Raw genomic sequence first — 12,558 nt, forward strand, 5'->3', positions numbered from 1 at the left:
CCCTGGAAACATGTCGTTCCGCCACGGGTGAGACAATGCCCGCAGACAGGCGCCGGCGTTCTGCCAAGGCACTTGCCCCGGCGCCACGGATTTTTCTGCATCTGCTTTGACAAGGAGTCCTGCGCATGTCCTCCATGCTCTCCCCCTGGCAGGCCGGTTTCGCGCTGGGTATCGCCATGCTGGCGCTGACGGCCTGCGATCCGCGCTCCCCTTCCGTTCCCACGCCCAAGGCCGAGGCGTCCGCGGCGCAGGACGCGGCGGCCGCCGCGGCGCCCGGCATGGCGCAGGCGGCGACGGTGGAGCCGCCTGCGCCCACCGCCGCCATGGCGCAGACACGCCTGCCCTCGACGGCCAAGGCGGGCGAGCCCGGCCTGGACAGCCTGGCCGAGTACATCGGCAAGTATCCGTACGACGGCATCAACTATCTGGAGCAAAGCGTGCTCGCCGACCGGCTCAAGGCCTTGCTGGGCAGCCGCTACCCCACGCTGCTGAGCAATATGCGCACCGTGGGTCCGCTGACCAGGGAGGGCGACGTCTGGAGCATCGTCGGACTGCGTCCGCACCAGGGCGGGGAGGAGATGGGGGCCATCGTCATCGACCCCGCGCGCAATGCATTGCGCGTATGGCTCCTGACCGATGGCAAGCAGGATGATTTCTCCGACGTGAGCGGCGCCGACATTCCCTGGCCCGATCAGGTGAAGAAGACGCTGGCCAACATCGAGGCCAGGCCGGCCTCCTGACGGGAAAAAGGCGCAGGCCCGCTGTCCGGTCCGTGCCGGGCACGCGGTCCCTGGGCCCGCAAGACCCTATTTCGGCAGGATGCAGCCGGGGTTCATGATGCCCTGCGGGTCCAGCGCGTTCTTGATGGCACGCATCATGGAAAGCGCCACGGGGGACTGGTATTTTTGCAGCTTGTCCACCTTGAGCGCGCCCACGCCGTGCTCGGCCGAGAACGATCCGCCGAACTCGGCCACGGCCTCGTAGACCAAGTGGTTGACCAGGTGCTCGCGCTCATTGAGGAAGGCCTTGGCGTCGCCGCCCACGGGCGCCTGCACGTTGTAGTGCAGGTTGCCGTCGCCCAGGTGGCCGAAGTTGACCAGGCGCACACCCGGGATCTCACGCTGCAGCACCGCATCGGTGTGTTCGACGAAGGCGGGAATGCGCGATGCCGCAATGGAGATGTCGTGCTTGATGTTCAGGCCTTCCTCGGCCTGGGCCAGGGGAATGCTCTCGCGGATATGCCACAGCTCATGGGCCTGGGACAGGCTTTCGGCGACCACGGCGTCGAGCACGCAGCCGTCCTCGAAGGCCAGCTCCAGCAGCGCCTCGAAACGCTCGCGCGCATGCTGCTCGGACTCGCTGTCCGAATTCTCGACCAGCACGTAGTAGGGAGGCGCGCCGTCCAGGCCCGCAAAAGGCACGCGCAGCTGGGGCATGTGCTTGATCACCAGGGACAGTGCGAACTGCCCCATCACCTCGAAGCCCGTCAGGCCCGCGCCCAGGTGCTGGTGCGCCATGCCCAGCAGGCGCACGGCGGCCTCCATGGATGGCACGGCGGCAAAGGCCGTGAGTTGGGCAGCGGGCTGCGGAAACAGCTTCATGGTGGCTGCGGTGATGATGCCCAGCGTGCCCTCGCTGCCGATGAACAGATCGCGCAGGTCGTAGCCGGTGTTGTCCTTGCGCAGGCCCTTGAGGCCGTCCCAGATCTCGCCCTGGGCCGTGACCACTTCCAGGCCCAGGCACAGCTCGCGGGTGTTGCCGTAGCGCACGACCTGGGTGCCGCCCGCGTTCGTGCCCAGGTTGCCACCAATGGTGCAGCTGCCTTCGGCCGCCAGCGACAGGGGAAAGAGCAGGCCTTCCTTCTCGGCCAGCTCCTGCAGGCTTTGCAGGATGCAGCCTGCCTCGACGGTGAAGCTCAGGTTGTCGCGGTCGATGTGGCGCACGGCATTCAGGCGCGTGAGGCTGAGCACGACCTGCGTGCCGCTGTCGTCGGGCGTGGAGCCCACCGACAGCCCGGTGTTGCCGCCCTGGGGGATGATGCTGGTGCCTGCGGCCGCGCATTCGCGCACCACGGCGGCCACCTCGGCCGTGCTGGCCGGGCGCACCACGGCCAGGGACTTGCCGCGCACGCGGCGGCGCCAGTCCTGTTCATAGGCGACGAGGTCGCCCTCGGTGAGTACATGGGCTTCGCCGACGATCTGGCGCAGGCGTTCAAGCAGTGCAGTCATGTTGCAACTTCTTTCAAAGACGTGAAGGCATGAAAACGGGGACTCAGCCGCCGACCGCCTGGGCCGCGCGGCGCGCGCTGCGCTGGCGCCAGCGCACATGCAGGGCGCAGGCGGTGAACAGCATCAGGCACAGGAAAACTTCCATCAGCGCCAGCCAGCGGCCGGGCGCGGGGTCGCTCCAGGCGCGCACGACGCCCTCGGTGAAATAGATCCAGACCAGCAGGCTGACCCAGCGGTAGGTGTACATGCGGTGCTTGAGCAGGCCGACCAGCGGGACCGCCAGCGGCAGGGCCTTGAGCACCAGCCAGGAGCCCCCGGGCCGCATGGGCGCCAGCCACAGTTCCCAGGCCAGGCTCAGCACGATCAGGCCCATGAGGCTGGAGACCGCCAGCCAGCGGGTGGCGGCGACATCGGCGCCGGGGCGGGAAATGGAATCAGTCATCGGGGTGGCATCATATCGGCCATGGTCTTGTCCTTTGAACATGTGATTGCTTGGATGGTCACGCGCGTTCCCGTTTCAGGCACGCGCGTTGCAGCGGAGATATGGCGATGAGCGGCGGCCCCGGGCAGGAGCCTGCCGGTGGCCTGGAGGACGGTGCCGTTGCACTGCCCGCTCCCGAACGGGAGCGCAGCCTTTCTCTGATGGAGCGGCCCGAGCCTGCGGTGCCACCATCCTGGCGCGAACGCCTGCGCTGCTTTCCCTGGCGCAATACCGCGCACACGCTGCGCGAACGCTTTCGCGAGGACCGGCTGGGCGTGACGGCCAGCAGCCTGACCTTCACCACGGTGCTGGCCCTGGTGCCGTTCTTCACGGTGGCGCTGGCGCTGTTCACCGCCTTTCCCATCTTCTCGCGCGTGCAGGTCGTGCTCGAGCGCTGGCTGATCGACAGCCTGATTCCCGAGACCATTGCCCGCCAGGTGCTGGGCTACCTGACGCAGTTCGCCTCCAAGGCCAGCCAGCTGGGCATGGCGGGCTTCTCCATCCTGGTGGTCACGGCCATCGCGCTGATCCTGACCATCGACCGCACGCTCAACAACATCTGGCGCGTGCGCCAGCTGCGGCCGCTGGGCCAGCGCGTGCTGATCTACTGGGCTGCGATCACGCTGGGGCCACTGGTGCTGGGCCTGAGCCTGGTGCTGTCCTCCTATGTGATGTCGGCCTCGCGCGGGCTCGTCAATGCCTTGCCCGAAGGGCTGCGCTTCATCTTCGACTCCATCGAGTTCCTGGCGCTGGCTGCGGGCATGGCGGGCCTGTACCACTATGTGCCGAACACGGCGGTGCGCTGGCGCCATGCCTGGGTGGGGGGACTGTTCGTGGCCACCTGCATGGAGCTGGCCAAGAAGGCGCTGGGGCTGTACCTGGCATCCGTGCCCACGTACTCGGTGATCTACGGCACCTTCGCCACGCTGCCCATCTTGCTGATCTGGATCTACGTGGCCTGGGTCATCGTGCTGCTGGGAGCCGTGGTCACCGCCTACCTGCCCATCGTGATGACCGGCGTGCAGCGCATGCCGGGCCAGCAGGGCTGGCAGTTCGAGATGGCCGTGGAGATACTCCAATACCTGGCGCAGGAGCGCGGGTCGCCAGCCAAGGGCCTGTATGCCAGTGATCTGGCCCGGCGACTGCGCGTGGATTGGCAGCAGATCGACCCGGTGCTGCAGGCGCTGTCCGTCCTGGACTGGGTGGGCACGGTGCAGGCGCCTGGCGCTGCGGTGGCCACCGAGGGGCCCGAGCCGCGCTATGTGCTGCTCGTGGAGCCGCAGCACACCCCGCTCGCGCCCCTGGTCGAGAGGCTGCTGCTGGCGCCTTCGCAGGCGGTGCAGCCGCTGTGGGAGCGGACCGGCCTGGCCGGCATGACGCTGGCCGATCTGCTCGATGGCCGGCAACGGTCGTCATCCGGCGTCACAGAGGGATCCGGCCCGTGAGAAGGTCGCGCCACATGACCCAGTCGCCGCGAAAGCTGTACAGCGGTCGCTTGAAGCTGGCGGGTCGGTTCTTCTCGAAGCCGAAATGGCCGATCCAGGCGAAGCCGTAGCCGAACAGCAGCCCGGCCAGCAGGAACCAGAAGCTGCCCGTCAGGAACAGCGCGAACAGGCACAGCAGCGCCAGCGTGGAACCTGCGAAGTGCAGGCGCCGGCAGGTGCGGTTGCTGTGCTCTTGCAGGTAGAACGGATAGAACTCGGCAAAGCTCTTGAACTGGCGCGGGTCCACGGCCGCTGGGGCGGAGCCGGGCAGGGGGGCGGAAGCTTGGGACATGGCAGGCCTTCGCGTGCATGGGGTGGCACCCGTTATACGCGCCGGCAGGGAGCTTCGCCAGCGGGGGAACCCACGGGCGCCAGCCTCCAAAAACTGCCGCCGTAGATGCAAATGGTGCCGCATCCGGCCCCGCGCGTCGCCATGGCGTCGCCTGCCTGCGGCCTGCGGGCGCATGATGTCCGCCGGACCGGCGCTGACCGGCATGGAGTCTCCGATGCTTTCCTCGTGCATGACCGATCAACCCGAATCCTTGAGCGAAACCCGCGTTGCCACGCCCCAGGGGCGGATCTATGTCAGGCGCTGGCGGGCGCCGTCATCCGGTGATGGGCCCGCGGCGCGTGCGCCCATCGTGCTGTTGCACGATTCCCTGGGGTCGGTGGCGCTGTGGCGTGATTTCCCGCAGCAATTGGCCCAGGCCACGCAGCGCGATGTGCTGGCCTATGACCGGTTGGGCTTCGGCCAGTCGGACCCGTATCCGGGGACGCTGGGCCCGGGCTTCGTGGCCGAGGAAGCGCGCACGGCATTCGCCGCCGTGCACCAGGCGCTGGGCCTGGAGGGGTTCATCGTGCTGGGCCACAGCGTGGGAGGCGGCATGGCCGCCATGGTGGCCGCACGCTTTGGCGGGCAGTGCAAGGCGCTCGTGACGGAGTCCGCACAGGCTTTCGTGGAGGAGCGGACGTTGCAGGGCATACGGGCTGCCCGGGACGACTTCGCCCGGCCCGGCCAGCTTGACCGGTTGCGCAAATACCATGGCGACAAGGCGGCCTGGGTGCTGTCGGCCTGGGTCGACACCTGGCTGTCCGAGCCTTTCGCCGGCTACCGGCTGGACGAGGCGCTGGAGCAGGTGTGCTGCCCGGTGCTGGTCATCCATGGAGAGCGCGACGAGTTCGGCTCCCTGGTGCATCCCGAGCGCATCCGGGACCGGGCACGTGGACCGGTGGAGGTGGAGATCGTCGCGGCAGGCGGCCATGTGCCCCACCGCGAGCAGCCCGAGCGCATCGCCCAGCGCATTGCCCGTTTCCTGGAGCGGGTCTGATCCTGGGCGAACTTCAGCGGCCCGCCTGCGCGGACGCCGAGAGTTCGGGCGGGAACAGCGTCTTCTTGATCACGGCGTGCACGCCCCAGTTGCCGTCCACCACTTGCGTCACGGCGAAGTCCACGGCGACGGAGATCAGCGATACGGCCTCGTCCTCGTCGAGCCCATGGGCCAGCATCAGATAGCGCCTGGTCTTGTGGAAGGCGTCGCGCATGGCTCCTTCCAGCGATGACTTGCGATAGACCTGGGACTGCGCCTGGCTGCCCAGTTCGGCCAGGTGGTCGGTGAAACTGAAGCCCTGTATCACCCATTCGGAGTCGGTCTCCAGGAAAGGGTGGTCCAGTTCCGCGAGGAAACGGTTGTCCAGCGCGGCGCGCTTGTGCACCCGCAGCTCGAAGCTGCCGGTCAGCGAGCATTCGATGGCCGTGCCGCATAGCTCCGAGTCGCCTTGGGAGGCGTGCGGGTCTCCCACCGAAAACAGCGCGCCCGGCACCGATACGGGCAGGTAGAGGGTGGCGCCCTTGCCGGCGCGCCAGTTGTCCAGGTTGCCACCGAAGTAGCTCGGCGGTATGGAGTCGATCAGGCCGGCCTCGCGCGGCGCCACGGCCAGCATGCCGAAATGCGGGCGCAGCGGCACGCGGGCCTTGTCCAGCACGCCGAAGCGCCGGGTGATGCTGGCGGGGTCCACGGGCACGCCCGGGTAGTCGATGGTCGCATGGACCACACCGAAGGGGTCGGTCTGCGGCGTCCAGCGGTAGTTGTAGACAGCGCGGGCCGTCGGCTCCTCGGGCACTGCATGGTCGATTTCGTAGATGGTGACCACTTCGCGCTGGCGCGGCTCCATGATCTGGTCGCGATAGTGAAAGCCCCACCAGGCGGCGGCGTTGCTGCCGAAGACACGGCCGTGGTGGGCGGGGCTGCAGCTGGGGCGCGGCTGCACGTCGAGGATGCGTATCTCCAGCAGGTCGCCGGGCTCGGCCTCATGCACATAGATGGGGCCGGTGCAGATGTGCACGCCGAAGCCCTCGCCCGCGCCGCGGCCGTAGATCGAGGCGTCCATCGGGCCTGCGCCGCGCCGGTCCACGGCCTTCTGGGCTGCGGTCCAGTGGAACACGCTTTCGGCACCCGGGTCTCCTTCGATCATGCGCTCCCAGTCGTCCGAGGCATGCTGGGTCAGCGTCTCCATGGTCACCACGTCGCCCGAGCGCACCGACAGCACGGGCTTGAGCGAGCGGCTCAGGTAGCCCCAGTGCACGGTCTTGTCGGAGACCGGCAGGTAGTAGTGCTGGGCCGACGCACCGCCGCCGTCTGCGTGCGCCGAGCGTTTGGGCACCAGGGCCAGCGCCTGGGCATAGCGTGCATGGTCGCGCAACAGGGCCTGGAAGGGGCTGTGCGCCGAGCGCGCGGTGGCCGGTTCGGCCCCCTGCACGACACTCTCGGCGGGCGAGGGACGCCCGCGCTGGCCGGGCGGCGCATCCTGCTCGCGCGCCGGATGGGTGCGATAGGCCTTGGGGGACAGGCCATAGCGGGCCGTGAAGGCACGGCTGAAGTTGGCGGCATCGCCAAAGCCCCAGCGAAAGCACAGCTCGGCGATGGAGAGATGCTGCAGCGAGCGGTTGCTCAGGTCCATGCGGCAGCGCTCCAGCCGGCGCTCGCGCAGGTAGCTGCTGAAGCTGGTGGCCGCCCCCTTGAACAGCTTTTGCAGATAGCGCGTGGACAGCCCTTCGGCGTCGGCGATGGCATCGATGGACAGCTCGACATCGCCCAGCCGGGTTTCGATGGCACGGCAGATGCGGCGCAAATGGCCAAGCTGCACGGCGCTTGGCGGCTCGGTCGCCTCGGCCTGCCCCTGGTCGGGGCTGCCGGCGCGGGGTGTCAGGCAGGTGACCAGCATGTCGGTGAGCGTGGCCTCCACCGACAGCAGATCGTCCTGCGCCAGGGTGTCGATCTGCTCTGCCAGCGAGGCCGCCATGGCCATGCACATGGCACCCACGCCGCCTGTCCCGCCGATGTGCCTGGCCTCGGGCGGGCACGAGCGCAGCAGGCGCAACAGGAAGCTGGAGGACTCCAGCCGCGCAAGCAGCAGGCGGCCATCGCCGGGCAACCGCAGTTGCCAGTCCCGGTCCGGCTCCAGCAGCAGGGCGGAGCCAGCCTTGAGAGGGAACGCGGCCTCCTCGATCGTCGCCTCGGCGCTGCCCTGCAGCAGGGTGCACAGGAGCAGGCCCGGTCCGCGCAACCGCGTGGCCACGCCCCGCAGTGTCAGCGGCGAGGTGGCCAGCGTGATGAAAACCGATCCCAGCGGCGAGCTGCGCAGGGCCAGATGGGTGGCTGGCGGTGTATGTGCCTCGCCATGGATGCCGGCCCTGGACAGCGCCTCATTGAGCGCAGCCTGTCGCAGGGCATCGGGAAATGCGTGGGTGGAAAAGCGTCTTGGATCGTCGTGCATCAGGGGCGAACTATGAACTTCCCCACGCTGACTGTCCAAGTCCGACGCAGCAGATGGGAGACGCGACAAGTTTTTGTGCGCGCAGGAACAACCGGCCTGGGCCGGCTCGCCTGGACACTGGCGCTGCCGGCACCGATCCACAGCATCAGGAGTATTTTCGATGACCATCCCCCACCAAGAACATATCTGCGGCCCGGGCTGCCAGCACGGCGCTTCGCCAGCCGATGAGAGGCTGATCCGCGAGGAATTCCAGGTCGCGCGCCGCTCTTTCCTGCGCGACGCCATGGTGGTCGGCGGCGGCGCGGTCTCGGCCGGCGCCATCAGCGGCGCGATGGCGCCGTCACGGGCCTTTGCCCAGGGCACGGCTGGCGCCCGGACCGGCCAGGGCATGGCCAGCCACTACTACATTCCCGCCTCTGCCAGCACCGTGCTCTGGGGCTACTTCAGCAGATCGGCCAAGCCGGTGGTCGAAGTCGAATCGGGTGACTACGTGACCATGGAGACGCTGACCCACCATGCCAATGACGATGCCGAACGCATGGTCCGTGGCGACCCTGGCGCCGAGAGCGTGTTCCACTGGGACAGCCAGCGCAAGAGCGTCGATCGCCGGGGCGCCGGTCCCATGGATGCCAAGAACGGCGCCGGCGGCGGCCAGGGCGTGCACATCTGCACGGGGCCGGTGCGCATCAAGGGCGCGCAGCCCGGCGACGTGCTGGAAGTGCGCATCATCGATGTGGTGCCCCGCCCCTCGGGCAACCCGCAGTTCAAGGGCCGGACCTTCGGCAGCAACGCGGCGGCGAACTGGGGCTTTCACTATGGCGATACGCTCACCGAGCCCCGAAAGCGCGAGGTGGTCACCATCTACGAGGTGGATGCGACCGGCGAGCGCAACTGGGCCCGCGCCGTCTACAACTACCGCTGGACGCCGCAGACCGACCCCTTCGGCGTGGTCCACCCGACCATCGACTATCCGGGCGTGCCCGTGGACCACCGCACGATCAGCAAGAACGAAAACGTGCTGCGCAATATCCGCGTTCCCGTGCGCCCGCACTTCGGCACCATCGGCGTGGCGCCGGCCGAGGTGGAGATGGCCAGTTCCATCCCGCCCAACCACACGGGCGGCAACATCGACAACTGGCGCATCGGCAAGGGGGCGACCATGTATTTCCCCGTGGCCGTGCCGGGGGCCAACTTCACCGTGGGCGATCCGCATGCCTCGCAGGGGGACTCCGAGCTGTGCGGCACGGCCATCGAATGCTCGCTGACCGGCACTTTCCAGCTGATCCTGCACAAGAAGGCGGACCTGCCCGGAACGCCGCTGGCCGAGCTGGCCTATCCGCTGCTCGAAACCCAGGACGAATGGCTGCTGCACGGCTTCAGTTACGCCAACTACCTGGCGGAACTGGGACCGGATGCGCAAAACCAGATCTTCAAGAAATCTTCCGTGGACCTGGCGCTGCGCGATGCCTATCACAAGATGCGCCACTTCCTCATGACCACCCAGGGGCTGGGCGAGGACGAGGCCATCTCGCTGATGTCGATCGCCGTGGACTTCGGCATCACCCAGGTGGTGGATGGCAACTGGGGCGTGCACGCGCTCGTGAAGAAGAGCATCTTCCCCGCGCGCGGCACGTGAGTGCCGCCGGGCCCGGCAGGCAAGACCCGGCCGGGGCTCAGCGTGCCAGGAAGTCCCGGATGGCGAACAGCGTCTGGTCGGGCGCCTCGGTCATCTGGTTGTGGCCGCTGGGCAGGTGCACGATGCTGACCTGGCGCTGCGCGGCCCGGGCTGCCTCGATCAGGCCCTTGGCGGCCTTGGGCGGCGTCATCTGGTCCTGTTCGCCCAGCGCGAACAGCACGGGGCATTGCAGGGCCGCCATGGCGGCTTCGCCGCCGGCGTAGCTGTCGCAGGCCTTGAAGCCGGTGTGCAGCAGGTTGGTGCGGTCGTTGCTGGCCAGCACGCGCCGGCCCAGCGCCATGCCGGCGCCGAACACCCAGCTGCCTGCGCCGCTGGGCGGAGCCAGCGTGGCGCGCGAGAACACGTTGACCATGTGGATGGCCTGTTCGGGCGTTTGCAGCGCCGACTCCAGCAGCGCGGGCGAGACTTTCATCGGGAAGGCCGTGCCCACCAGCACCAGGTGGCTGATGCGCGCACCCAGGCGGGCGGCGGCCTCCATGGCGATCAGGCTGCCCCAGCTGTGGCCGACCAGCGCGGCCTGCTCCAGGCCGGCGGCGTCCATCAGTCGGCCGATGAAGTCCGCGGCCGCCTCCACGCTCTCGGGTGCGTCGCCCGCGCTCTTGCAGTGGCCGGGCAGGTCCAGGGCCAGCACGTTCCAGCCATGGTTGGCCAGGTAGCGGCTTTGCAGCGCCCAGACGCTGTGGTCGCACAGCACTCCGTGGATCAGGATGGCCGTGGGCTGTGCCGGATTGAAGGCCTTGCCGCCGGTGTAGGCGTAGATGGAATGGCCCTGTACGTCGATCTTCATTGCAGCTCTCCCGTGTTCTTATGCAGCCTTCTCGGCGGCCTTGAGGGCGCGCTTGAGATCGTCGATCAGGTCATCGGCATCCTCCAGTCCGATGGACAGGCGAATGGTTCCCTGGCTGATGCCCGCGCCGGCCAGCGCCTCGTCGCTCATGCGGAAATGCGTGGTGCTGGCCGGGTGGATGACCAGGCTGCGGCAGTCGCCCACGTTGGCCAGGTGGCTGAAGACCTTGAGCGTCTCGATGAACTTCTTGCCCTGGTTGCGGTTGCCCCGGATGTCGAAGCTGAACACCGAACCGGCACCACGCGGCAGCAGCTTCTGCGCGAGCTGGTGCGAGGGGTGTGAATCGAGAAGGGGATGGCCCACGCGGCTGACCAGCGGGTGGCTGGCCAGGAACTGCACGACCTTCTCCGTATTGCGCATGTGGCGTTCCATGCGCAGCGGCAGGGTCTCGATGCCCTGCAGGATCAGCCAGGCCGTGTGCGGGCTCATGCAGGCGCCGAAGTCGCGCAGGCCTTCGCGGCGCGCGCGCAGCAGGAAGGCGCCGGTGCTGCTTTCCTCGCTGAACACCATGTTGTGGAAGCCGTCGTAGGGCTGGGTCAGCTCGGGGAAGCGCCCGGACTTTTCCCAGTCGAAGCTGCCGCCGTCCACCACGATGCCGCCGACCACGGTGCCGTGGCCCGACAGGAACTTGGTGGCCGAGTGGTAGACGATGTCCGCACCGTGCTCGAAAGGCTTGATCAGCCAGGGCGAGGTCAGCGTGGAGTCCACCAGCAGCGGCACGCCGGCCTCATGGGCGATGGCCGAGACGGTGGGAATGTCCAGCACATCCAGGCCGGGATTGCCCACGGTCTCGCCGAAGAACAGTCGGGTGTTGGGGCGCACGGCGGCGCGCCAGGCGTCGATGTCGCTGGGCTTGACGAAGGTGGTCTCTATGCCGAAGCGCGCCAGCGTGTAGTGCAGCAGGTTCTGCGAGCCGCCGTACAGCGCCGTGCTGGCCACGATGTGGCTGCCCGCGCCCATGAGCGTGGCCACCGACAGGTGCAGCGCCGCCTGGCCGCTGGCCACCGCAATCGCGCCCACGCCGCCTTCCAGGGCCGAGACGCGCTGCTCCAGCACCGCGTTGGTGGGATTGGAGATGCGGCTGTAGACGTGGCCGGGGCGCTCCAGGTTGAACAGCGAGGCCGCATGGTCGCTGGACTCGAAGACGAACGAGGTCGTCAGATGGATGGGCGTGGCGCGCGCGCCGGTGGCGGGGTCGGGCTGGGCGCCCGCGTGCAGCGCCAGGGTGTCAAAGCCGGGGTCCGAGTAGCCGGGCATTCCTGTCTCCATGGTTGTCAAGGCAAGCGGGCATTGTGGGCTATATTTCCTGCCAGACAGCGGCTCATGGAGCGGCTCACCGCCACCACGGTGACACAGACAACTTTGGAGATTGGGCATGAAAGTAAGTGACATCCTGCGCGTCAAGGGCAACACCCTCTACACGGTGTCCCCGGACGAGAGCCTGGCCAGCGCGGTCCAGGTCATGTCGGAGCGCGACATCGGCTCCCTGGTGGTCATGGAGCATGGCGATGTGGTCGGCATGCTGACTTTCCGCGAGGTGATCCAGGGCTTCGTCAAGCACGGCGGCGTGGGCGAGACCCTGGTGCGTTCGGCCATGGACGACGCGCCCATGACCTGCACCATGGAGACCGAGATGGACGAGGTACGCCGCATGATGCTGGACCGCCACGCCCGCTACATGCCCGTGATGGACAAGCGCATGCTGATGGGTGTTATCAGCCTGTACGACGTGGCCAAGGCCGTGGTGGACAGCCAGAACTTCGAGAACCGCATGCTCAAGGCCTACATCCGAGACTGGCCCGAAGGCGAGCGCCAGGGCGCGGACTGAGACCTGCCGGGCGCGCAATCCCTCGCATCCACCGGACAAGGCCCCGGCCGCACCTTGCGGCGGGGCCTTTTTGTCGCCGGGCCGCCCCAAGACAAATAGCGGCCCCCTCGGGGGCAGCGGACCTTGCGGAGCAAGGGGAGCGTGGGGGGTATTTTTGTGTGTTCCCCGCCAGATGTGGCAGGCACAGTCAAGCGAGCTGGCAGGCCGGGGCAGGCAGGGC

11 protein-coding genes are annotated in these 12,558 nt (G+C 68.1%); 5 read left to right on the forward strand and 6 right to left on the reverse strand.

Going from position 1 to position 12,558, the window contains the following annotated elements; all coding sequences use genetic code 11:
• Positions 1-125: 125 nt before the first annotated feature.
• Positions 126-740: a hypothetical protein gene (locus L1Z78_RS08495; RefSeq protein WP_234641091.1), complete on the forward strand. Its 615-nt coding sequence runs from the start codon at positions 126-128 to the stop codon at positions 738-740.
• Between the two features lie 66 nt (positions 741-806).
• Here the strand turns inward: L1Z78_RS08495 and L1Z78_RS08500 are convergent, their stop codons facing one another.
• On the reverse strand, positions 807-2,228 hold the full coding sequence (locus L1Z78_RS08500) for an FAD-binding oxidoreductase (RefSeq protein WP_234641092.1): 1,422 nt from the start codon (positions 2,226-2,228) through the stop codon (positions 807-809).
• Positions 2,229-2,271: 43 nt separating this feature from the next.
• Positions 2,272-2,670, reverse strand: coding sequence for a DUF2069 domain-containing protein (locus L1Z78_RS08505; RefSeq protein ID WP_234641093.1), 399 nt, complete (start codon positions 2,668-2,670; stop codon positions 2,272-2,274).
• A gap of 107 nt (positions 2,671-2,777) precedes the next feature.
• On the opposite strand from L1Z78_RS08505, the gene L1Z78_RS08510 reads away from it, so the two are divergent.
• Positions 2,778-4,154, forward strand: a complete 1,377-nt coding sequence (locus tag L1Z78_RS08510) for a YihY family inner membrane protein (protein ID WP_234641094.1) — start codon at positions 2,778-2,780, stop codon at positions 4,152-4,154.
• Here L1Z78_RS08510 and L1Z78_RS08515 read toward each other — a convergent pair.
• Positions 4,132-4,485 (reverse strand): Mpo1-like protein, encoded by a 354-nt coding sequence (locus L1Z78_RS08515; RefSeq protein WP_234641095.1) that lies wholly within the window; start codon positions 4,483-4,485, stop codon positions 4,132-4,134. The two genes, L1Z78_RS08510 and L1Z78_RS08515, sit on opposite strands and share 23 nt — an antisense overlap.
• Before the next feature lie 214 nt (positions 4,486-4,699).
• Between L1Z78_RS08515 and L1Z78_RS08520 the strand changes: the two genes are divergently transcribed.
• Complete coding sequence (locus L1Z78_RS08520) at positions 4,700-5,521, forward strand: alpha/beta fold hydrolase (protein ID WP_234641096.1); 822 nt, start codon at positions 4,700-4,702, stop codon at positions 5,519-5,521.
• Between the two features lie 13 nt (positions 5,522-5,534).
• On the opposite strand, the gene L1Z78_RS08525 is transcribed toward L1Z78_RS08520, so the two are convergent.
• The gene (locus L1Z78_RS08525; protein WP_234641097.1) at positions 5,535-7,967 is read right to left on the reverse strand and encodes an acetamidase/formamidase family protein; all 2,433 of its coding nucleotides are present in this window, start codon (positions 7,965-7,967) and stop codon (positions 5,535-5,537) included.
• Positions 7,968-8,127: 160 nt separating this feature from the next.
• On the opposite strand from L1Z78_RS08525, the gene L1Z78_RS08530 reads away from it, so the two are divergent.
• Positions 8,128-9,603 (forward strand): acetamidase/formamidase family protein, encoded by a 1,476-nt coding sequence (locus L1Z78_RS08530; RefSeq protein WP_234641098.1) that lies wholly within the window; start codon positions 8,128-8,130, stop codon positions 9,601-9,603.
• Positions 9,604-9,640: 37 nt separating this feature from the next.
• On the opposite strand, the gene L1Z78_RS08535 is transcribed toward L1Z78_RS08530, so the two are convergent.
• Together L1Z78_RS08535 and L1Z78_RS08540 are read right to left on the reverse strand one after the other, a co-directional pair.
• Positions 9,641-10,450, reverse strand: a complete 810-nt coding sequence (locus L1Z78_RS08535; protein ID WP_234641099.1) for an alpha/beta fold hydrolase — start codon at positions 10,448-10,450, stop codon at positions 9,641-9,643.
• A gap of 18 nt (positions 10,451-10,468) precedes the next feature.
• Positions 10,469-11,767: an O-acetylhomoserine aminocarboxypropyltransferase gene (locus tag L1Z78_RS08540; RefSeq protein WP_234641100.1), complete on the reverse strand. Its 1,299-nt coding sequence runs from the start codon at positions 11,765-11,767 to the stop codon at positions 10,469-10,471.
• Positions 11,768-11,885: 118 nt separating this feature from the next.
• Between L1Z78_RS08540 and L1Z78_RS08545 the strand changes: the two genes are divergently transcribed.
• Positions 11,886-12,338 carry a CBS domain-containing protein gene (locus tag L1Z78_RS08545; protein ID WP_234641101.1) on the forward strand — a complete coding sequence of 151 codons (453 nt, stop codon included), beginning with the start codon at positions 11,886-11,888 and terminating at the stop codon, positions 12,336-12,338.
• The last annotated feature ends 220 nt before the right edge of the window (positions 12,339-12,558 follow it).

It is taken from the genome of Delftia tsuruhatensis (assembly GCF_903815225.1).
Classification (GTDB): domain Bacteria; phylum Pseudomonadota; class Gammaproteobacteria; order Burkholderiales; family Burkholderiaceae_C; genus Comamonas; species Comamonas tsuruhatensis_A.

Bases quoted from the DNA above. Each gene is read 5' to 3' on its own strand.
- L1Z78_RS08495 (WP_234641091.1), top strand. From the start codon at position 126: ATGTCCTCCATGCTCTCCCCCTGGCAGGCCGGTTTCGCGCTGGGTATC.
- L1Z78_RS08500 (WP_234641092.1), bottom strand. From the start codon at position 2,228: ATGACTGCACTGCTTGAACGCCTGCGCCAGATCGTCGGCGAAGCCCAT.
- L1Z78_RS08505 (WP_234641093.1), bottom strand. From the start codon at position 2,670: ATGACTGATTCCATTTCCCGCCCCGGCGCCGATGTCGCCGCCACCCGC.
- L1Z78_RS08510 (WP_234641094.1), top strand. From the start codon at position 2,778: ATGAGCGGCGGCCCCGGGCAGGAGCCTGCCGGTGGCCTGGAGGACGGT.
- L1Z78_RS08515 (WP_234641095.1), bottom strand. From the start codon at position 4,485: ATGTCCCAAGCTTCCGCCCCCCTGCCCGGCTCCGCCCCAGCGGCCGTG.
- L1Z78_RS08520 (WP_234641096.1), top strand. From the start codon at position 4,700: ATGCTTTCCTCGTGCATGACCGATCAACCCGAATCCTTGAGCGAAACC.
- L1Z78_RS08525 (WP_234641097.1), bottom strand. From the start codon at position 7,967: ATGCACGACGATCCAAGACGCTTTTCCACCCACGCATTTCCCGATGCC.
- L1Z78_RS08530 (WP_234641098.1), top strand. From the start codon at position 8,128: ATGACCATCCCCCACCAAGAACATATCTGCGGCCCGGGCTGCCAGCAC.
- L1Z78_RS08535 (WP_234641099.1), bottom strand. From the start codon at position 10,450: ATGAAGATCGACGTACAGGGCCATTCCATCTACGCCTACACCGGCGGC.
- L1Z78_RS08540 (WP_234641100.1), bottom strand. From the start codon at position 11,767: ATGCCCGGCTACTCGGACCCCGGCTTTGACACCCTGGCGCTGCACGCG.
- L1Z78_RS08545 (WP_234641101.1), top strand. From the start codon at position 11,886: ATGAAAGTAAGTGACATCCTGCGCGTCAAGGGCAACACCCTCTACACG.